Below are 18,372 nucleotides of genomic sequence, written 5' to 3'. Positions count from 1 at the left end.
GATGAATAGAATGATGATAACCGCCTCAAATACGATGGGGCAGCTGCAGAAGAAGCTCGACACAGTTTCCCATAACCTCGCTAATTCGGAAACGACCGGCTATAAGAGCAAGCAGGCATACTTCTCTGACTTTCTCGTACAGGAGATAAATAATCAGGAGCGGACAGGGAAGGAGAAGGGGCGGCTGACACCAAATGGCATCCGAGTCGGCACCGGCGCTATCATGAGCCAGTCCCAACTGAATACAGGTCTTGGGACGATCAAAAAAACAGACCGGGATTTAGATGTGGCGCTCAATAAGGAGAATCTTTACTTCACCGTAAGCGTTCAAAACGGGGCGAATCGAGAGACGCGCTTTACAAGGGACGGCGCCTTTTATTTAAGCCCAGTCGGTGATCAGCTGCAGCTGGTTACGTCAGAAGGGTATCCGGTTCTTAATGCGAATAATGAAGCTATCCTGATTGGATCTGACATGAAGGAGCTGACATTTGCCTCCGACGGTGAAATTCGTGTAACCTATGAAAATAATGGCACGGAAACAATTGATTTAGGCATCATCTCTGTTGAAAAACCACAATTTTTGGAAAATGTGAGCGATAATACTTTTACTCTCCCGAATAATATGGCACAATTGGGGGTAACAGAAAACGAAATTTATACCCCGCTGACCGGTGCCTTGAGAAACCAGGTTTCTCTTACGCAAGGGGCGCTCGAGCAATCGAATGTCGATGTGAGCACGGAAATGACTGAGTTAATTCAAGTGCAGAGGCAGTATCAATTCCAATCCCGTGCCGTAAGCATGGCAGATCAAATGATGGGGCTGGTGAACGGGATTCGTTAAAGGAGTAGAGCAATGCAAGCAGTGGTTAGTAAGAAGAACGAACAGCCAGAGTCAACTGAGCCTAATAGCCGCATAGAGAGAAAGAAAACGACTGAGGTGGAAGAGAAGATCAGGCTTCGAATTGTGCCGATTTGGGCGCGCATCCTGATTGTTGCCGTACTCGCTGTCACAGCAGCCATTGGCGGAGCCATGATTGGCTATTCGGTCATTGGTGACGGGAAAGCCGGCGATGTCTTCGAGAAATCCACATGGACTCATATTTCAGACTTAGTCAACAAGGATACGAAAACAACGGGTGAATAACCATGATGCGGGAGGGGCGGATACCCCTCCTGTTTTTTATGACTAGTGTGTAAAAATTGAGGAGGATACATATGCTTGATATCAATCAGATCAAAGAAATCATTCCCCACCGTTACCCTTTTCTTTTAGTAGACCGAATCATTGAGGTGGAAGAGGGGAAAAGGGCAGTCGGAATCAAGAATGTGAGCGCCAATGAACCATTCTTCTCCGGGCATTTCCCTGAGTATCCAGTCATGCCGGGCGTCTTGATTGTAGAGGCATTGGCCCAGGTCGGCGCGGTGTCTGTGTTAATGAAGGAAGAGAATAAAGGAAAAACGCCATTCTTCGCAGGCATTGACAGCTGCCGCTTTAAGAAGCAGGTCACACCTGGCGATCAACTAAGACTGGAAGTCGAGATGACGCGCGTACGGGGCTCCATCGGCAAAGGGAAGGGCGTTGCCACGGTTGACGGGGAAATTGTCTGTGAAACGGAACTGATTTTTGCCCTTGGGTAATCCGAATACATAGGCCAAATTGTCGAAATTCGACTAAAAAGGTTTAATATGGAGTGAAAGTTGGTTATTAAGAAGAATATGAATCGCTATTGGCCATTCATATTATCATGGTGGATAACCATATCACTTCTCCCTCTTAGCAAGCCTGAATCTGGGCTTGCTTCTTTTTTTTGCCTTCTCATAATCAAGCGCGTTCGGGGAACTCTATAAAAGACCTTTGGTCAAGACTTGAAAATGGAAAGGAGCAAGATCTGAATGCAAAAAATTCTAAAGGCATTGCTTGGCGTGGCTATGGCTTCTGTATTAATGGTGGGCTGTAACAATAATGATGATAATGATACAAACCCTCCTCCGGAAACCAATACAGATATCAACGACAACAACGATGCGAATGACTTAAACGACGCGAACGACACGAACAACAACCGTGAAAATAATGGCGTCGATACACTTGATGACGACCTCAGAGATGATATGGATAATATCAAGGATGACGTCGAGACAGATACGAACGATTTAATCGACGATGCGACAGACAGAACGGATGATAATAATAAAAGAGACAACAATCGATAAACAAAAAACTGGCGGGGATTAATTCCCGCCAGTTTTTTTTACTTATCGGTTTCCGGAGCGGAGGCTGTCGCGAAAAGCGCTCTTCAACTGCGCACCGGTCAGTCCCTCATCAATTAGATCATCAAGCAGGAGTTCAGCCATCTCACGTCTGCGATTGCGCAGCTTTCCGCTAAACAATACGCTCACATAATCCTCCATCTCACGTGCATTTCTGAAGAAGGCCTCAAAGAAAGCAGGGGTGTTATCCTTCTTCGTGATGACACAGCTGACAATAAAGGAATCCCCTTTTCCATCAAGCTGTTTTTTGACCATTTCATATTGCTCAGTGTTCATTAATGCTTCAATCAGCCAGGTGCTTGCCTCATTTTCCTTATTAATAATAAGGCCATCAACAAGCTCAATCTCCTCTGCTTCCCCGTCCTCTGTCACCAGCTGCAGTGAAACAAGCTTAAAGGTCTTCATAGACGCCCCTCCATTTCTCCATTTTTTTCTATTATAGCATGAGCAGGCTAATGACAAGGAATGAGGAATTTGTCGAAGAGATTGTCAAAAGTCGACCACCCACTCTACTTCCTATTGGCAAAAAGTCAATTTGCCTAGAGAAACATAAAGTTTATCGCTAAAAAACAGCTGAAACTTCAAATTAGGCAAATGTACAATGGGTCTGAATACCCATTATGATACGGATACATTCACAAAAAGAGAGGTGAAAATACATGCTGAACCAAGTGACACTCGTGGGCAGGCTCACGAAAAATCCTGAACTGCGCTACACCCCTGATGGAAAGGCTGTCTCCAATATTACATTGGCCGTAAAACGGAGCTTTCGGAATGCGAACGGAGAATATGTCGTCGATTTCGTCAACTGCACTCTTTGGAACCGAATCGCTGAAAACACATCGATTTATTGCCAGAAGGGATCGGTTGTTGGCATTACCGGCAAGATTCAAACCCGTACCTACGAAAACCCAGATGGCAAGCGAACTTTCGTCACAGAGGTCATTGTGGAGAATGTAAGCTTCATGGACCGCAAGAATGTCGAGAAAAAGCAGGCGGCAGGGACACAGGAAGCGAGTGAGCCCGCCCTATGAATGAACGCGAAATGCTTGCCGACCTCATCCGCATCCTCGGCAGTGTAAACAGCCGTGTTTGCACAGCAGAAAACGACCTCCAACGGATCGAGAATATTCTCCAAATGCTTATCAATGAAATCGCTGATTTGAAGGAACGTAATTATCAATACCAAGAATGATGAATTCCCAACACCCCTTAACTCAACATCCTCATTACTTTAGAAAAGTGAATACACTCCTCTTGATGCCGCCGAATATGCGCGGCTTTTTCTATTGGAAATACATTTGTGCAAAATATCACAAAAAATTCTGTCATAATAGAGAGGAAACCACTTATACATAGAGCGAGAGGAGATATGATCCATGAAAAGCAGACAGCTAGAAATCATCTTATTTTGGATTGTTATGGTACTTATGCTTGCGGGCACCATGTGCATGTATATAAGCGGGTTCAGCACAAAGGGCTTCATGGGCATCCTGACATGTCTATCCTTACTTGTCATCAGCCTCTGGCAATGGAAGTCGAAGCACCCGCTGGACTCCATTCTGATTAGCATGACGTACATATTCATTTTTATATCTGTTGGCATCGGAACATTCGGAGGTGCCTATGCCATTCATCATTTCGATGACTTCCTTCATGTCGCCTCAGGCATCTGGCTTGGCTACGCGGCCCTTGTGCTCGGCCGCCAGTTAATCGGGAAGAAACTCGCCGGACAAGTACCAAAACATTTCTGGACCACCATCATGATTGTCTTTGCCTTGGCCACTGCAGGAGCCTGGGAGCTGCTCGAATTTGCCGGAGACAAAATCCTTCACTTCACTGCCCAAGGGCGAGATCCAGATGACACGATGTTTGATATGATGGACGGGTTAATCGGGGGCATGATTAGTGCTGTCTTTTATTTGGTTAAGAAGTGAAACAACAAGCCGGCCTGGAGGTCGGCTTGTTTCTTTTTTTTGGCTCTTCCTAAGAATTCCCCTCCCTGAGAAGCCCGCAAAATCAAAAAATCGTCATCAGGGGTTTATTTTGGCCCGGATTCCAATGAAAAAGCCAGAATCCTCTTCAAAAAACACTATAGCTTGTCTATTTTGACCTTCTGAGCATTGATGGGCATTGATTTACACAGACAATATCCATGATTTCAGGATTTAAGGGCGAAGTTCACCCGTTTATGGGCGAAAACCCCCTGTGTATGGGCGAAACCCCGCCCAACTCCATATCCACTCCAAAAAAACAGAAACCGCCCTCCCAACCGAGAAAGCGGCGTCCTAAATCAAACTCCATCATCGTTCAATCGTAATATAAAACCTCCCCCAGCAGCTGTTCCACGTAAAGTCAATTCCGAGAATAGCGTTCAGGGTGCTGCGGTGTTTCTCCATCATGCGATAGGCGAATCGGTTGGCGTCGCGCTCGATCCATTGGGAGCGGTAGCCGTTCGTGCCGGTGGTGATATAGGGCGTGTTATATTGTCTTTTCATATGAATACGCTGGTAAGCGTGGCGGATTTCATGGAAGAGATCTTGGATTAAGAATAATTGCATGAGTCCTTTGCGATAGGCTGGGTTCTTGACGGTATGGTTGAAGGGGAAGAGGGCAATAGTGCCGAGCTTGTGGTAGCCGCCGAGTGTGCCGTTCAAGGCGTCTTGGTAGCACCAGTCATCAAGATAGAGTTGTCCATATTTGCTGCGGTCGGCTTTGACTTGGTCGGCCGTTTCATAGATGGAGATGGTCATCCCAAGATTGTTATAGTTTTTATGCAGCAGACGAAGGATTTGCTTGAGCTGCAAGTCGGAAAGGATTTCGGTTTGGTTTCGCAGCGTTGTTTTTGCCTGTTTGATTGGTAAGCTTGTTCGTGACCCCTCTGATCTCATCATTCTTTCTTGTAATGTCATGTAAGGAAACATCTCCTGTCAAAGATTCATCTGGTTGTGCGGCATTTTTCTTTATGTATATGCCAGTCCGTGGCTGAGTATTCATCGTGAAGTCCTTTGGCTTATGTGACAAGAGTAGACATTCTGTCTGTCATTAAATGGAATGTTGTAGCATATTATACAGAAATTTGGCAGTTTTAGTCAATAAAAGGTTTTGGAGGAGGTCAAGGAGGGTATGTTAACTCATTAGTTATTTGAAAGGAGCTGGTTTCGGAGATGGAATTATCCATAACGATTAGACCTGCTGCGTTAAAGGAACTGCAAGCACTCCATTTGAATGAAGGGGAGGGCGTTCGCATCGGTTCTTCCTATGTCGGGAGCTGTTCTTTATTCGCTGATTATCAATTATCGATCGACCAAAGGCAGGAGGGCGATGAGGTTCATGAACTCGAGGGCATTCCTTTCTTCATCTCAGAGAAGAGCAAGGCTTATCTTCATCATGAGCTGTTCATTGATTACAACCCGGCATTGGGATATAAGCTCTCAAGCCCGGAGGAAGTGTATAAGTACGATCTATCGCTTAAGCGAGCTGATAAAGAAGAAGGCTGAATCTAATTGGTCCAGCCTTCTTTTTATGATGCCAAAAATGACAGAGATATCAGCACCGTCGCCGACACCGTAAACCAAAACGTATTCTGCGGATGGTCCTCCTCATATTTCAGCTTTTGCAAGATTGCAATGAAGTTCACACATAGTACGACTACCCAAATCGGCACCGTAAAAAATATAAACACAACGAATACACTCATCCCCATGATTATTATCCCCCTAAAAAAAGGAGCCCGGACCAATAGTCCGAGCCCCAGTCTACTCTCTATAAATCCAGCACAAGCAATTCCTTCAGCTCATCACCGGACAATTCGGTAATCCAGTTATCGCTTTGAACGATTTCGTCATTCAAGCTTTGTTTCTTCTCAAGCATAGCGTCAATCTTTTCCTCAAGCGTGCCGGATGCGACCATCTTATGGACATGCACGAAGCGTGTCTGGCCGATTCGGTAGGCACGGTCGGTCGCCTGGTTCTCAACGGCCGGGTTCCACCAACGATCATAATGGATGACGTGGTTAGCGGCGGTGAGGTTCAGTCCTGTTCCTCCTGCTTTTAACGAAAGGAGGAGAATCGGGTACTTGCCCTCCTGGAAGGCACTGACCATATCATCACGCTGCTTCTTGCCGGCAGAGCCGTTTAAAAACGGCACCTTATGGCCGTAGCGGCGCTCGGCAACCTGCTTGATCATATTACCCATTTCGATGTATTGCGTGAAGATGAGTGCACTCTCATCCTGCTCGTACACGGCATCTAGAAGCTCAATCAGTTTCTCCATTTTGCCGGAGCGGTGGAGGATATGGGTTGGCGCTTCTTCCTTCATGTAAAGGGCCGGATGGTCGCAAATTTGCTTCAATTTGGTGAGCATCTGCAGGATCAGTCCCTTGCGCTCAAATCCGCTCAATTGCTCAATTTTCTCAAGCGTATCCTTCACGAGCTGCTCGTATAAGGCAGCCTGCTCGGTGGTAAGAGTAACAAATTCCTTCTGCTCAAGCTTATCCGGCAGGTTGAGGGCAACCTCCTCATCCTTCTTCGTACGGCGAAGCAGGAAGGGCTGGATGAGCTTCTGCAGGGAGGCAATCTTCTTCTTGTCGCCGTCCTTTTCAATTGGCGCGGCGAAATGCTTGTCAAAATGAGCCTGGGAGCCGAGATAGCCCTTATTGATGAAATCAAAAATAGACCAAAGCTCGCTTAGACGGTTCTCCATCGGCGTCCCGGTAAGCGCAATATGCTGGCGCCCTTGCAGCTTGCGGGCGGTGCGGGATTGCTTTGTATGCGAATTCTTAATGTTCTGCGCCTCATCAAGCACAACCGCATCCCATGTGATGGAGAGGAATTCCTCTTCATCCTGATGAAGCAGGCCGTAGCTTGTGAGCACGACATCTGCTCCAGCGAAGCCGCCGGTGAAATGCTCACCCTTCTTCCGGCTTGAGCCGTAATGAAGGTGAACCTTGAAGTCAGGGGCGAAGCGCTCGATTTCCTTCTGCCAGTTGCCGAGCACCGATGTCGGACAGACAATTAAGGCAGGGGAGGTGGACGGTCCGTTCTTCTCCCTGACAGCCAATAGATAGCTGATTAACTGAATCGTCTTCCCAAGCCCCATATCATCTGCGAGACAGGCGCCAAAGCCATACTCTCGCAGGAAGAGCAGCCAGCTCATGCCTTGCTGCTGGTACGGTCTTAAAGAGCCATGGAAGGTATCCGGCACATCAATAAGCGGAATATCAGCCAGTGACCGAATCTTCGTCATGAAGCGCTTCAAGTCATTATTCAGCTCGAATTGAATGCGGGCATACTGGTCCTCATCGACCGCTTCCTCGTCATCGTCCTGAGTCAGCTCTTGGTTGAGGAGGTCCATCATGCGAATGCCGCGTTCATCGGCCTCACGCTTCAGCTCCTGCATCCGTCTCATGAAAGCCGGGTCAAGACGCACCCAGCGGCCTTGGACATACATGAGGCGGCGTTTTTCCTCGACGAGCTTATTGAATTCATCCTCTGATACGTTCGCTCCATTGACGGAGAAACGCCAATTATAATCGAGCAGGGCATTGATGCCAACGAAGGATTTGCGGCGGCTTGTGTTTTTCACCTTGGCGCGCATCGTCACCTTCGCATCCTTGATCGCCTGCCACCAGGATGGCAGCAGAATCTCCGCACCGAGCATATGAAGCACCTCGGAGGCATCGGTCAGGAAGTCCCAAGCCAGGTCCTCAGTGAGGATATCATCCATCCATGGGAATAGGGCCTTCCAGCGGGCAAGCTCCTCTTCGGCTGCCTCCAGCTGTTTCTTCCAGGAGAACGGAATCTTATGACGCTCAGACCAGAGGAAGAACTGGTCGGGTTTCTTCTTCCCGCGCATGAACGGTTCAAGCTTCCATTGGTCCACCTCATCGCCAGCGGCGAAATCCGGTTCGCTCAGGCGCAGGCCGAGGGTGAAGAGAAGTCCGTTATCACGCATGCCTGTCCACTCATTCCAGCGGTTCTCGGTGAAGAATTGGCTGAGTGCCCTGACCGGCAACCCCTTCTCCGCAAAAATATTCACGAGATCGCGCACACGATGGTTGCCGGGACGATCCTTGACGGCCTCATTCAGCCATTCATTTGCATAATCGCGCACCGTCATCTGAATGGTTTCTCCGCCAGCGATATGTTTGACCATCTCCTGCTCCCAGAAGGATTCATGGAAGTCATCGATGATTTCCTGCGGGAGCGGGAAGGTGAGGGCATTTGGGTCCATTTCATCGAAATTCGGCATGACCGTTCCGTTCTCCACAGCCTCAAACAAGCTCTGAGCAAGAGAAAGGCTGATCGAGGCCCAGTTGGACCATGACCATTGAATGAAGCTGTTGAACGGCTCCTTCGATAGGACCTTCATCCAATCATAGGCCGAGAGGATAATACCGCTCTTACCGTCAAGCTTCGCGATCTCAAGCTTCGTGCCGTAGAAGCTGTCCTCATCCCATAGGAAGAAGCTCGGTGCCCAGAACTCGGCCTGGACCTCCTCGCCTTCATCTGTTCCATAAACAAAAATGCGTCCGTCTTCGAGTAATTCAATTTGGATGTAAAGTGTGTCAATCAGCTGCATCAATTAACTTTCCCTTCCTCAGTTCTTCCTGGAATGCACGCAATCGTTTATAGGTTTCACTTATATAGGTAATATAGGATTCCCATACAGGGACCCGTTTTAATTTCTTATAAATCGTCCGCAGCTTCTTCAAGTACCTGACAGCCTCGCGGTAGGATGAGCGGTTCTTGCTGCTAATCAGCTGAATGACCTGCTGGTGATAGATGGGAAGCAGCACCTCCGGGTTCTCCTTCTGGATCTCCTTTGTTTGCTGCGGCCACTCAAACAGCACATTCATACGCTCAGCCACCTGCAGCTCGACCCATTTCTTGTAGTCCTTTTTCTCATATAAATAATGTGAGTATGGAATCAAGGAATACGGAATCGTCTCGCGCAGCATTCGTTCAAGCAGGTCAAAACGTTTTGACGCTGAGCTGAACGGACGGATGATCTGCAGGGCATTATACAAGTAATTCGTGCGCTTGTATTCCTGGGTATAGCTGTACGTCAGGAAGGCTTTAATATTCTTTGAGTAGAATTCCACAAACGGAATCATACGGGCATGCTGCTTCTCATCGTTCAGTTCCTCGAGAATGAAGGTGAGATAATAGCAGGCGGCAGGACCGATGGAAAGGATATACTGGAGTGCCTCCTCATCCTTGCCATCAAGCATCAGCAGGTGAACGACCATCATCTTCGCAAGCTCCGCCTCCACCTCGGCTAGTGATGGAATCAGGCTCTCAAGCCGTCTCATCTCAGCAGCCCGCTCCTCCTTCGTGGCAAGGCTTGCGGACCAAATCAGAACATACATCTGCCAGCGGTAAAAGGTGAAGGAATCCACATAGAGAAGGCTCGCGGTTTCCTCAAGGAAGGCCTCAATGAATTCCTCAGAATCAAACGGGCGGATCGATGTTTCAAAGCGGCTCATCTCATCAATCAGCGCTAGATAGAGCTCATGCACCGATTGCTGAAGCATTTCTTTCCGGAAATGGTCGAGCGATTCGGAATCCTGGTCAAATAAATAACGCATTCCATGGAAATAGGCCATGCTGCGGTAGAGCGGAATCCATTGCCGATTCTCCGGTTCGCTTCGCTGGATGGCACGCTGATAAGAGGAGGCGATTCGATGAGTGCCCATCATGAAATAAGGGGGCAGGACCAGCTCCTCCCGTGCAACGTCAGCAAAGAAGGCCCTCCAGGAGGCATAGTTATGGTCCGGCTTCGCATTCATCGGTTTTGCCTTCGTTTCTTTAAAGACAGGACCGGACTCGAGTGACTTCTTCAGCCCGTACAGCGCATTATTCTTATTCTTCCACTCCTCCACCCAGTCAGATACGCTCGCGGATTTGCTGTAGGCCGCAAAAAAAACAGCCAACTGATGACGGCAAAGATCGATCGCCGGGCAAGAGCAGGAGCTATTGCTCGGAAATGTCAGATCAAGCGTCACATCGACCTTCATCACATCCTGTACGATACCGTGGATTAGTTCATCTTCTATTTGGAGCTTCGTCACCATTCCTTGCCGGTATAGGACGAGGCCTTTCGTTACAACATTCACATCGTTCATTGACTTTGGTGAAAGCACGCCGGCTATGCGATCGCCATAGAATTTTAGTGCATCATGCATACATCATTCTCCTTACCCGACAGTGTAACCAAGTTTACTCTTAATTGTAACAAACATCATGAAAAAAACGTATGAAAAGATAGCTTCTGGCAAAACACTAGAGAATAAAACAGTAAAAGAGGAAACTATGAAGAGTAAGCAGTGGATCAGGAAACATAAATGGGTGTGGATCAGTGCCCTTATCCTCCTCCTCGCCGCTCTCCTCTTCATCCCCATCTATGAAGCGTACCAATCCATCTCAGACCCGCTCGCCGAAAGGCAGTCAAACTTGCGGGATGAGGCCCTTCAATTAGAGAAGAAGGAGCCGTTCTCCGTTCTTCTCCTTGGGGTCGATGATGATGGAGAGGTCAGGAGAAACGCCGGAACAATCATGGTGCTGACCGTTAACCCGGCAGTTCAGTCCATTAAGCTTCTCCATATCCCCAGGGAAACAAGGGTGGACATCCCTGGTCAGGACCAGCCTGATAAGCTGAACCATGCCTATAAGACAGGCGGGGTGGAGCTGATGATGGAGACAGTGGAGGAATTTGTGGACATTCCGATTGATTACTTCGTCAAGATCAATATGGAGGGAGTGGAGGATGTTGTTGACGCGATGGGAGGCATCACAGTCGAGAATGAGAAGGCCTTCTCCTATGAGGGCTACCATTTCCGAAAAGGACGCATCAGCCTCGATGGAAAGCAGGCTCTTGCCTATATCCGGATGCGCCAGCTGAATGAGAATGGCGAAGAGGAGCGGCATGAAAGGCAGCAAAAGGTCATTGAGGAGGTTATCCGCAAGGGAGCTGACCTGCAATCTCTCACCCATTACGACAAGATTGCGACCGCCCTCATGAATAATGTCAAAACAAACTTCACCATCAAGGAGATGTTTCAAATCAAGAAGCATTACCAGGCCGCTCTCCAGCATCTTGATAGCATAAATATGCAAGGGAATGCCAAAAAAATAAATGGTGTCTATTATGACGTCATGGATGACAGCGAGATAAAGAAAATTTCTGAATTATTACAAAAACACCTAGATTATTAAATCGTAAACAAGTACAATAGAGAAAGCAGAAAATATTCATCTAGGAATATTCCTCGAGTTATAAAAATAAAGGAAACACAAGCATTCCTGTATGAATATGCACATATCCAACGATTTTCCCACCACAGTGGCCTGACAACCTATTTGCTAAACCTGTTAGACTGTTAACAAATGGGAAATAAAGGAGGCTGGGCATCAATGGAATTGAATGTAAGAGTCTTACCGAAATTTATCGATGGGGAATGTTCAATTGAATTCTCGTTCTTTTTTGATCAAGCTGATATGAAGATAGGAGAAGCCGTCATCCTAACCTGTGAGGAGGAGATGGATGCTCAATTAATTGAAGAAGAGCCAATCCTGAATCCGAAGAAACGCGTGCACCAATATCCTAAGATCGCCTTTGTCACCGACCTCGTGGTCATGGAAGGACATAAAACAGCCGCAATGAAAGAGATCAAGAAATTCCTCAACGTCATCGGAATCCATAACATCCGATATCGAGACCAACGTGTAGCCGCAATGGCATAAATCATATAACAGAACGAAAGACCAAATTCAGCGTGAGTGCTGGGTTTGGTCTTTCTCATTGTATGGGAAATTAGGCTTGTAACGGTTAATCAATCGATTGATTAATAATTAAGTTGGAAATAATAAGGATAATCTATCACAAACTCATTTACGCTAGGAGAAAATTCCTATAGGATATTACTATGAACAATCTAAACAAGAAGCTTATCATACGTATCGTTTTTGCCCTATTGATTATCGGGATTATCTTCTACTCCTCCTCACAGCCGTATTCGGAGCAGAATCTGCAGCCGCTGATCAGCGAGAAGGTGCAGCTGCCTGACGCGATTGTATCCCTGCTCTCGAAGGTTGAATTTACCTATGCGGGTCACATTGTCAGTGTGGAGACGAAGGGGGTTCCTGGATTCATTGAGTTCTTCATTCGGAAGGGAGCTCATTTCAGTATTTATCTTGTCCTTTCCGTTTTTGTGGCAAGTATCTTACATAGTTGGATGAAGAGGAAGCCGCTTAAGCTTGCGGCCCTGACAATTCTATTTGTGTTTCTGTATGCCTGCTCGGATGAGTGGCATCAATCCTTTAACGGGGAACGGACCCCGCTCTTTCAGGACGTAATTATTGATACGGTCGGCGGGATTTGCGGTGTGTTGCTCTTTCTGCTGTGGAGCAGGAGGAGGAAGCAAAATACATGATGAAAGAACAGCTGGGGCTGTTCTTTTTTCATATGCCCAATCAGGCTCGCGAACTGTCGCATATGATAAAGGTGAGGCAGGGACAAGCAGGAGGGAAGAGATGTGGATTTTATGAAACCGGCTTTAGGCAGCTGCATCCGTGGGTTTGAGCTCGGAGTCCATGAGGCAATCGATATCGCCGCACCGGGGAATGTGTCTGTCAAAGCTTCTGCCGATGGCGTCATAAGTCGTTCATACTACTGCCAAACATATGGAGAAACCATCTTCATCGTTCACCATATTGGCGGGGAGATTTATGAATCCATCTACACCCATATGCGGCCGCGATCGCGTAAGTTCAGCGTGGGAGAGAGTATAAAGCAGGGGACCATTATTGGCTACATGGGTTCAACTGGTCATGCTGAGGTTCAGCATCTGCATTTTGAGATACACAAGGGAAGATGGAATCAGGAGAAGAAGAATGCCGTCAATCCACTGGATTATATGGACAAGTCATTGCCGAAACCATTTGAGCGCACCTTTATAATGCTGCCGCCTGATGAAAACGAATGGCCCATCTATTCGATTGAGCAAGAGGCAACATCAGGCAATGAAATCGGCATGCTTCATCCAGCTGAGTATGGCGGACTGATTTATGAGGTCATTGCCAACCCAGAGCCGGACGTGTACAGCATTAAAACGGATGAAGCAGGGGTCGTGAATGTAAGGGGTATGGATGCATTGGGCGTCAGGGTCTTTAAGATGTGAATGAAAAAACCGATCACAGGGCGTGATCGGTTTCTTTTTGTTTTTCAATTAAATGGAGGAGTTTTTCTCTGCCTTCTTTTAGCATCGGCAAGTAATTATTATCCTGAAGAAGTTCAAATATGACTCCTGCTTTATCTAAATAAGATAAAGCTTCCTCTAATTGACCCATCTGTTCATAGTTAAAGCTAATTTGATAATGCAATTCACCTAATGGATAGAGGTTGTCCTTTGATAAGCAGTACTTAACTCCTTTTTGACAATAGTAGATTGATTCCTCATAGTTCTCCAGCATTCCGTACACTCTGGCTAAATTGTAGTAAAGTCTTGGCAGGATTGTATTATCGCTAATAAAGACGAGTTGTTGCAGATTTTCAAGTGCTCCTAGGAAAATATCACTTGCTTCCTGCGTGCGTCCTTCTTCTGTATAAATAGAACCGATAGCTATGAGTATTTCAATTTCTCTTTCTGTCCATACTTTATTGTTTGTATGGGTAAGTTCGATCGCTTCCCATAGAATCTTGATTCCGCCTTCAGTGTTTTTATATAAGGCATGTTCGCATAAGCCTTTATTCCATAATATCATTTGCAAATGTCGATTGTTTTGTGTGAATAGGGGGTTTTTTTCTTCTAATTTAATAATCCGGTCCATTTCTTCAAATTGAAGACTCCTTCTCGTTAACCTTAGCTGGCGGAATACTTCGTTAACATAATCAATCCTCGGAGTGGAACCAATTTCAAAGAAGTAGTTAACGTCTACTCCAAGCTTTTGGGATATGAGATATAACGTATTTGCATAGGGAAAGACGTCTCCCTTTTCTATTTTGCTGATCTGGGCCTGAGTACAAATACCCTCAGCCAACTCTTCCTGTGAAAGTTTTAATGATTTCCTTAATTCTCTAATCCTTTGTCCGATAATAGAGAAATCCATAATTGACCTCCCTCTCTGAAAATATGCCTATAGTTATATTTAAGTCAATAAGCTTACGTTTTATCGTGAAATTAATATATTTTGTATCTAAAGTCCTTACTTTTTGAATTTCAATACTTTCATACAATGTGATTAAATGGAATTATATATTATATATTCCAATTATACTCTCGATTTAGAGAATGAAAAGGAGAATTTAACATGAAAAACATAAGTAAAATTATTGGTTCTAATCTAGTAAGTGTTGCCGTTTTAGCTTCATTGCTTGCATTTTTTCCACAAGACAAGTCTGTGAATGTAGCAGGAGCGTTAGCAGATCCGCCGCGTATGCTGAATCCAGGTAACGAGTTAGCAGGAGCGTTAGCAGATCCGCCGCGTATGCTGAATCCAGGTAACGAGTTAGCAGGAGCATTAGCAGATCCGCCGCGCATGCTGAATCCAGGAAACGAGTTAGCAGGAGCGTTAGCAGATCCGCCGCGCATGCTGAATGTTGATAACCAAGTAGCAGGAGCGTTGGCAGATCCACCGCGTATGCTGAATGTTGGTAACCAAGTAGCAGGAGCGTTAGCAGATCCGCCACGTATGCTGAATGTAGGAAACGAGTTAGCAGGAGCGTTGGCAGATCCACCGCGTATGCTAAGTGTTGGCAACCAAGTAGCAGGAGCGTTAGCAGATCCGCCACGTATGCTGAATGTAGGAAACGAGTTAGCAGGAGCACTAGCAGACCCGCCACGCATGCTAAGCACAGGCTCCGGCAGCCAAGTTTCCTGATTCTCAGCAATCATTTGGTCTACTAGACAGATTGGTTCATACATCTATCTTCTAAAACAGGGGATCTGCCTAGGGTCCGCTGTTTTTATTATTTCTATAGAATAATTACCTATTATATTTACTATACGCATTCCTCCTTTCAATTTCTTGAGATTTTTTACTCATTTCATGTAGAAATGTATAAAATATTACAAAACGAATTATATTTAGTGAGTTATTGCGCTTAAAAAAGAGCAGCTATCAGGAGATGCTGCTACTTTTTGTCTGTATTGGTTTGTAGGCCTACGTCTTCTGGGACGAGGTCAATCGTGATTTCTTCATCGCTGTTCCATAGGACGACGGTTTCGGTTTTCTTGATTTTGGTGCCCTGTCCCTTTGTGGCGGCCTCAACGGTGTATTCTCCAGGGAGAAGGGGGCCTACTTTCTTTTCGCATGATTTTTTCGTTGTTTCGGTGACTTTTTCGCCATTGATTTTGATGACGGCATCCTCGGCATTTGTACACACGGTTAGGTAGACAGGCTCGATTTCGATTGAGTAGGTGTCAGGGAGGATGAGGTGATCCTCTTTCTTGAGTGTTAGGAAGCCTTCAATCTTTTCGGCTGATGTGGCATCGTTTGCTGAGACGCTGTCTTGTTCATCATAATACCTGGATTGCTCTTGCAGAACGGTTAGGATTGATTGCGCGTATTCAGGATTCTCTTGGAGGTAGCTCATGAGTGCCTTTGTGCTCGTCTCGTCAATTTGAAGTTTTTGATTGGATGAGGTCAGCACCTTGGATAGAACGGAGCTGTCTTGCTGTTTGAATGCGGTTTCAACCTGTTCGATTAAGTCATCTTTCGTAAGAGGGCGTTCAATTAAATAGATGGATATACATATAATAAGTGCACAAGCCGTAATCAGGCCTTTTTGGAGTTTAGATAATGGGAGTTTTCTCAATTCCCAATCACCACCTTTAGGCTTAGGTATTTGGGTTTGGTTCTATACTATTTACTATATCGGTAAATTGTTTAACATTTCAAACAATATTTATGAGACTTATCCATTTTTCGATAAACATTAGTGGCCAGACCAGTTGAAGCCCTTACAACATGTATATTGTCCTGATACCCGTTATAGACTTAATCAATCGTTTGATTAATAAAAAGCATAAAAAAATCACCCGCTTTTAGCGAGGTGAAGGATGGGTCAATCGTATGAGAGGAGATGAGGGGGGAATTGGCATGAGGACGTTTCTCCATTGGAAATATTTCCGGACTCCTTCAGGCAGAGCGACGTTTGCTAATGGCATTTAAGATAAATAATTTCTCCTGCTGGGAAAGCATCCTCCAGCTGCCTGCACTGATCTTCATCACTTATGCCTCCTTCTGTTTTAAGTTTGTACTCTCTTTATACCGTAAAAATTCCTATCTGAAACAGAACAAATACCTACAAAAAGAGGGAGATAGCGTATCGTTAAACAGCATGTGAGGAGATGTGATAGGGAATGATGTAAAAGAGGGGCATAACGGTGAGATATGTCGATGAAAAGATAGGAAAATACAGTGTTTTATTCAGTTTATTTCATGAGAAAGACTAGTTGAAGCTTACATATATTTGTAAAATAGAGAGGCAAGGCGCCAAGCTGGATTAAAGGAGCATGCTTATGCAGCATTTTCAGACAGATAAAACATCCTTTATTAGAGGAATGAGGGCAGGATGTCTGTTTTCTATTATTATCTGGGTGTTGATTGGAATCCTCCTCTATTTCATTTTGACTTAAGGAGACCGCGGGGCAGCGGTCTCTCTATTTATGTATAAAGAAGGAAACAGGTTCATTGTGTTTCGCTGCTGAACCTGATTCCCACGCCAATTAAGGCGACGATTGTACCGGCCGCGACGAGCCAGTTCGACCAAGTAATTAAATTGGTGATGGAGATGGATTTTTCTTCATCCTCCGCCGTTTGCCGCTGTTCGCTTTCTTCCTTATCCTCCTGATTTGCTTGAAGCCTTAATGCGATTGCGAGCACGCCTGATCCAATCGCTTGCATGAGGATGCCGATTGTTTCTAAGGTTTGACCAGGCACGCGGGGGTCTTTATCGAGTTCCTCAGCGAAAATCATGAAGGCCCCGAGCGATGCTAGGAGGTTTCCCGATACCTCAAGGTTCGTATCGGTCTCCTCTGGAAAGGGAAGGAGGATAGACGAGATAATTTCAAGCATCCCGATAGAGGCAATACCATTACCGGCAGATTCAAGGTTCAACTCATTTTGGCTGTCTGCCAAGAGGGCGAAGCCGAGGGCTTGAAGCTCAAAGCCGACAAGACTAATCTCCTCTAATTGCTCATCCGTTAATAAGGGTGTGGGGGTGGCAGCAGCGGCATCGATGTTTGCACCGAGGGCCAACAGCCAGGAACCAATATACTCTAGAAGCAGGTTTTCTTTCTCCATCCTCATCCCCCTTTTTATTCATCAATCCCAAGCTGAAGCTCTTGCATTTCTTCTTTTTGCTGTCCGATTGCAGCGATGACAGCGCCGATGGCTTGAATCCAAGAACCGATAGCGATTAAGTTCTGCCCTTCTTTTTGGCTTTGGTCATTTTGATTTTGGTCATTTGAGCCATTTTGCTGATTCCATTTCATGTAGGAGCCAACTTGATTTTGTTGGCTGTTCTGTCCATCAGCTTGGTCTTGGTTATCATCCTCGTTCGTTTGCTCATTATCGTCCTGGTCTTGCTGGGACCCGGCAGACTGAACTTTAATTCCGATGACTTGAATGACGCTCCCAATGGTCTGGATGACATTCCCGATGAATCCTTCGAGTTGTCCGACAGTCGTGCTGTCCTGCGTCTCATCCACTGCGGCAATCGCACTGCCTAGCGCCTGCAGTAAATTCCCCTGAATATTGAGAGTGGTATCTGTCTCATCAGGGAATTCAATGACAGCAGCGGTGAGGTCCTCGAGTACACCGATGGTTGCAAGCGCATTCCCGATATACTCAAGCGAGAACGGCGTACCTTGCCCCTCAGTCTCTAGTCCACCGCCGACTGCTTGCAGGGCGAGGCCAACCGTATTGAGATTCGCTTGAGCAGAATCAGATAATCGGTCGGTGGGCGTGGATGCGATGGCGCTGATAATATTTCCGGCCGCCTGCATCCACGCCCCCAGTATTTCTTTGTATTGATTTAGTAACACAGATACCACACCCGTCAATAGCTTATCTTTTACAGTGTATTCACCATATG

22 protein-coding genes are annotated in these 18,372 nt (G+C 46.1%); 13 read left to right on the top strand and 9 right to left on the bottom strand.

Features of this window, described 5'->3' with window-relative positions; genetic code table 11:
* The first annotated feature begins 1 nt into the window (after window position 1).
* From ACY8DX_RS20090 to ACY8DX_RS20075, 4 genes are all read left to right on the top strand, one after another.
* Window positions 2–841 carry a flagellar hook-basal body protein gene (locus ACY8DX_RS20090; RefSeq protein ID WP_049669338.1) on the top strand — a complete coding sequence of 280 codons (840 nt, stop codon included), beginning with the start codon at window positions 2–4 and terminating at the stop codon, window positions 839–841.
* A gap of 12 nt (window positions 842–853) precedes the next feature.
* Window positions 854–1,144: a DNA-directed RNA polymerase subunit beta gene (locus ACY8DX_RS20085; protein WP_049669339.1), complete on the top strand. Its 291-nt coding sequence runs from the start codon at window positions 854–856 to the stop codon at window positions 1,142–1,144.
* Between the two features lie 71 nt (window positions 1,145–1,215).
* Window positions 1,216–1,638, top strand: a complete 423-nt coding sequence (gene fabZ / locus ACY8DX_RS20080; protein ID WP_049669340.1) for a 3-hydroxyacyl-ACP dehydratase FabZ — start codon at window positions 1,216–1,218, stop codon at window positions 1,636–1,638.
* 255 nt (window positions 1,639–1,893) lie between these two features.
* Complete coding sequence (locus ACY8DX_RS20075; protein ID WP_049669341.1) at window positions 1,894–2,214, top strand: hypothetical protein; 321 nt, start codon at window positions 1,894–1,896, stop codon at window positions 2,212–2,214.
* A gap of 42 nt (window positions 2,215–2,256) precedes the next feature.
* On the opposite strand, the gene ACY8DX_RS20070 is transcribed toward ACY8DX_RS20075, so the two are convergent.
* Window positions 2,257–2,676 carry a YwpF family protein gene (locus tag ACY8DX_RS20070; RefSeq protein ID WP_462405946.1) on the bottom strand — a complete coding sequence of 140 codons (420 nt, stop codon included), beginning with the start codon at window positions 2,674–2,676 and terminating at the stop codon, window positions 2,257–2,259.
* 254 nt (window positions 2,677–2,930) lie between these two features.
* On the opposite strand from ACY8DX_RS20070, the gene ACY8DX_RS20065 reads away from it, so the two are divergent.
* The 3 genes from ACY8DX_RS20065 to ACY8DX_RS20055 all read left to right on the top strand — a co-directional run bounded on the left by ACY8DX_RS20065 (window position 2,931) and on the right by ACY8DX_RS20055 (window position 4,208).
* Window positions 2,931–3,305 carry a single-stranded DNA-binding protein gene (locus tag ACY8DX_RS20065; RefSeq protein ID WP_049669343.1) on the top strand — a complete coding sequence of 125 codons (375 nt, stop codon included), beginning with the start codon at window positions 2,931–2,933 and terminating at the stop codon, window positions 3,303–3,305.
* Window positions 3,302–3,466: a hypothetical protein gene (locus ACY8DX_RS20060; protein ID WP_156185523.1), complete on the top strand. Its 165-nt coding sequence runs from the start codon at window positions 3,302–3,304 to the stop codon at window positions 3,464–3,466. The genes ACY8DX_RS20065 and ACY8DX_RS20060 overlap by 4 nt, the downstream gene beginning before the upstream one ends.
* A gap of 184 nt (window positions 3,467–3,650) precedes the next feature.
* Window positions 3,651–4,208 (top strand): DUF2238 domain-containing protein, encoded by a 558-nt coding sequence (locus ACY8DX_RS20055; RefSeq protein ID WP_462405945.1) that lies wholly within the window; start codon window positions 3,651–3,653, stop codon window positions 4,206–4,208.
* 366 nt (window positions 4,209–4,574) lie between these two features.
* On the opposite strand, the gene ACY8DX_RS20050 is transcribed toward ACY8DX_RS20055, so the two are convergent.
* Entirely contained in the window at window positions 4,575–5,183 is a 609-nt protein-coding gene (locus tag ACY8DX_RS20050) for a hypothetical protein (RefSeq protein WP_462405944.1), read from the bottom strand.
* Window positions 5,184–5,438: 255 nt separating this feature from the next.
* Between ACY8DX_RS20050 and ACY8DX_RS20045 the strand changes: the two genes are divergently transcribed.
* Window positions 5,439–5,771, top strand: coding sequence for an iron-sulfur cluster biosynthesis family protein (locus tag ACY8DX_RS20045; protein WP_462405943.1), 333 nt, complete (start codon window positions 5,439–5,441; stop codon window positions 5,769–5,771).
* Window positions 5,772–5,794: 23 nt separating this feature from the next.
* Here the strand turns inward: ACY8DX_RS20045 and ACY8DX_RS20040 are convergent, their stop codons facing one another.
* Genes ACY8DX_RS20040 through ACY8DX_RS20030 form a run of 3 tightly spaced genes read right to left on the bottom strand, consistent with a single transcriptional unit; the run spans window position 5,795 to window position 10,459 of the window.
* Entirely contained in the window at window positions 5,795–5,977 is a 183-nt protein-coding gene (locus tag ACY8DX_RS20040) for a hypothetical protein (RefSeq protein WP_462405942.1), read from the bottom strand.
* 59 nt (window positions 5,978–6,036) lie between these two features.
* On the bottom strand, window positions 6,037–8,853 hold the full coding sequence (locus ACY8DX_RS20035; protein WP_462406994.1) for a DEAD/DEAH box helicase: 2,817 nt from the start codon (window positions 8,851–8,853) through the stop codon (window positions 6,037–6,039).
* Window positions 8,840–10,459 (bottom strand): SWIM zinc finger family protein, encoded by a 1,620-nt coding sequence (locus tag ACY8DX_RS20030; RefSeq protein WP_462405941.1) that lies wholly within the window; start codon window positions 10,457–10,459, stop codon window positions 8,840–8,842. Before ACY8DX_RS20030 ends, ACY8DX_RS20035 begins: the two co-directional genes overlap by 14 nt.
* Window positions 10,460–10,586: 127 nt before the next feature.
* Between ACY8DX_RS20030 and ACY8DX_RS20025 the strand changes: the two genes are divergently transcribed.
* The 4 genes from ACY8DX_RS20025 (at window position 10,587) to ACY8DX_RS20010 (ending at window position 13,453) form a co-directional block, all read left to right on the top strand.
* Window positions 10,587–11,489 carry an LCP family glycopolymer transferase gene (locus ACY8DX_RS20025; RefSeq protein ID WP_462405940.1) on the top strand — a complete coding sequence of 301 codons (903 nt, stop codon included), beginning with the start codon at window positions 10,587–10,589 and terminating at the stop codon, window positions 11,487–11,489.
* Between the two features lie 198 nt (window positions 11,490–11,687).
* Entirely contained in the window at window positions 11,688–12,017 is a 330-nt protein-coding gene (locus ACY8DX_RS20020) for a hypothetical protein (RefSeq protein ID WP_049669351.1), read from the top strand.
* A 182-nt stretch (window positions 12,018–12,199) separates the two neighbouring features.
* The gene (locus tag ACY8DX_RS20015; protein ID WP_462405939.1) at window positions 12,200–12,706 is read left to right on the top strand and encodes a VanZ family protein; all 507 of its coding nucleotides are present in this window, start codon (window positions 12,200–12,202) and stop codon (window positions 12,704–12,706) included.
* A gap of 111 nt (window positions 12,707–12,817) precedes the next feature.
* Window positions 12,818–13,453 carry a M23 family metallopeptidase gene (locus ACY8DX_RS20010; protein WP_462406993.1) on the top strand — a complete coding sequence of 212 codons (636 nt, stop codon included), beginning with the start codon at window positions 12,818–12,820 and terminating at the stop codon, window positions 13,451–13,453.
* A gap of 13 nt (window positions 13,454–13,466) precedes the next feature.
* Here ACY8DX_RS20010 and ACY8DX_RS20005 read toward each other — a convergent pair whose 3' ends face one another.
* On the bottom strand, window positions 13,467–14,381 hold the full coding sequence (locus tag ACY8DX_RS20005) for a helix-turn-helix domain-containing protein (RefSeq protein ID WP_462405938.1): 915 nt from the start codon (window positions 14,379–14,381) through the stop codon (window positions 13,467–13,469).
* 201 nt (window positions 14,382–14,582) lie between these two features.
* Between ACY8DX_RS20005 and ACY8DX_RS20000 the strand changes: the two genes are divergently transcribed.
* Window positions 14,583–15,152: a hypothetical protein gene (locus tag ACY8DX_RS20000; RefSeq protein ID WP_462405937.1), complete on the top strand. Its 570-nt coding sequence runs from the start codon at window positions 14,583–14,585 to the stop codon at window positions 15,150–15,152.
* Window positions 15,153–15,405: 253 nt separating this feature from the next.
* On the opposite strand, the gene ACY8DX_RS19995 is transcribed toward ACY8DX_RS20000, so the two are convergent.
* The 3 genes from ACY8DX_RS19995 to ACY8DX_RS19985 all read right to left on the bottom strand — a co-directional run bounded on the left by ACY8DX_RS19995 (window position 15,406) and on the right by ACY8DX_RS19985 (window position 18,322).
* On the bottom strand, window positions 15,406–16,089 hold the full coding sequence (locus tag ACY8DX_RS19995) for a TcaA second domain-containing protein (RefSeq protein ID WP_462405936.1): 684 nt from the start codon (window positions 16,087–16,089) through the stop codon (window positions 15,406–15,408).
* An 875-nt stretch (window positions 16,090–16,964) separates the two neighbouring features.
* Complete coding sequence (locus tag ACY8DX_RS19990) at window positions 16,965–17,579, bottom strand: DUF6944 family repetitive protein (RefSeq protein ID WP_462405935.1); 615 nt, start codon at window positions 17,577–17,579, stop codon at window positions 16,965–16,967.
* Window positions 17,580–17,593: 14 nt separating this feature from the next.
* Entirely contained in the window at window positions 17,594–18,322 is a 729-nt protein-coding gene (locus ACY8DX_RS19985) for a DUF6944 family repetitive protein (RefSeq protein ID WP_462405934.1), read from the bottom strand.
* Window positions 18,323–18,372: the final 50 nt, after the last annotated feature.

This window comes from Gracilibacillus sp. Marseille-QA3620 (genome assembly GCF_054950035.1).
The sequence above is the reverse complement of the archived record's forward strand: the minus strand, read 5'-3'. Positions and strand labels throughout refer to the sequence as shown.

What these genes read in the sequence shown, in the direction of transcription:
- fabZ (WP_049669340.1), top strand. Translation starts at nt 1,216, where the DNA reads ATGCTTGATATCAATCAGATCAAAGAAATCATTCCCCACCGTTACCCT.
- ACY8DX_RS20070 (WP_462405946.1), bottom strand. Translation starts at nt 2,676, where the DNA reads ATGAAGACCTTTAAGCTTGTTTCACTGCAGCTGGTGACAGAGGACGGG.
- ACY8DX_RS20035 (WP_462406994.1), bottom strand. Translation starts at nt 8,853, where the DNA reads ATGCAGCTGATTGACACACTTTACATCCAAATTGAATTACTCGAAGAC.
- ACY8DX_RS20090 (WP_049669338.1), top strand. Translation starts at nt 2, where the DNA reads ATGAATAGAATGATGATAACCGCCTCAAATACGATGGGGCAGCTGCAG.
- ACY8DX_RS20010 (WP_462406993.1), top strand. Translation starts at nt 12,818, where the DNA reads ATGAAACCGGCTTTAGGCAGCTGCATCCGTGGGTTTGAGCTCGGAGTC.
- ACY8DX_RS20075 (WP_049669341.1), top strand. Translation starts at nt 1,894, where the DNA reads ATGCAAAAAATTCTAAAGGCATTGCTTGGCGTGGCTATGGCTTCTGTA.
- ACY8DX_RS20085 (WP_049669339.1), top strand. Translation starts at nt 854, where the DNA reads ATGCAAGCAGTGGTTAGTAAGAAGAACGAACAGCCAGAGTCAACTGAG.
- ACY8DX_RS20050 (WP_462405944.1), bottom strand. Translation starts at nt 5,183, where the DNA reads ATGACATTACAAGAAAGAATGATGAGATCAGAGGGGTCACGAACAAGC.
- ACY8DX_RS19990 (WP_462405935.1), bottom strand. Translation starts at nt 17,579, where the DNA reads ATGGAGAAAGAAAACCTGCTTCTAGAGTATATTGGTTCCTGGCTGTTG.
- ACY8DX_RS20020 (WP_049669351.1), top strand. Translation starts at nt 11,688, where the DNA reads ATGGAATTGAATGTAAGAGTCTTACCGAAATTTATCGATGGGGAATGT.
- ACY8DX_RS20040 (WP_462405942.1), bottom strand. Translation starts at nt 5,977, where the DNA reads ATGGGGATGAGTGTATTCGTTGTGTTTATATTTTTTACGGTGCCGATT.
- ACY8DX_RS20065 (WP_049669343.1), top strand. Translation starts at nt 2,931, where the DNA reads ATGCTGAACCAAGTGACACTCGTGGGCAGGCTCACGAAAAATCCTGAA.
- ACY8DX_RS20045 (WP_462405943.1), top strand. Translation starts at nt 5,439, where the DNA reads ATGGAATTATCCATAACGATTAGACCTGCTGCGTTAAAGGAACTGCAA.
- ACY8DX_RS20025 (WP_462405940.1), top strand. Translation starts at nt 10,587, where the DNA reads ATGAAGAGTAAGCAGTGGATCAGGAAACATAAATGGGTGTGGATCAGT.
- ACY8DX_RS20000 (WP_462405937.1), top strand. Translation starts at nt 14,583, where the DNA reads ATGAAAAACATAAGTAAAATTATTGGTTCTAATCTAGTAAGTGTTGCC.
- ACY8DX_RS20005 (WP_462405938.1), bottom strand. Translation starts at nt 14,381, where the DNA reads ATGGATTTCTCTATTATCGGACAAAGGATTAGAGAATTAAGGAAATCA.
- ACY8DX_RS20030 (WP_462405941.1), bottom strand. Translation starts at nt 10,459, where the DNA reads ATGCATGATGCACTAAAATTCTATGGCGATCGCATAGCCGGCGTGCTT.
- ACY8DX_RS20055 (WP_462405945.1), top strand. Translation starts at nt 3,651, where the DNA reads ATGAAAAGCAGACAGCTAGAAATCATCTTATTTTGGATTGTTATGGTA.
- ACY8DX_RS20015 (WP_462405939.1), top strand. Translation starts at nt 12,200, where the DNA reads ATGAACAATCTAAACAAGAAGCTTATCATACGTATCGTTTTTGCCCTA.
- ACY8DX_RS20060 (WP_156185523.1), top strand. Translation starts at nt 3,302, where the DNA reads ATGAATGAACGCGAAATGCTTGCCGACCTCATCCGCATCCTCGGCAGT.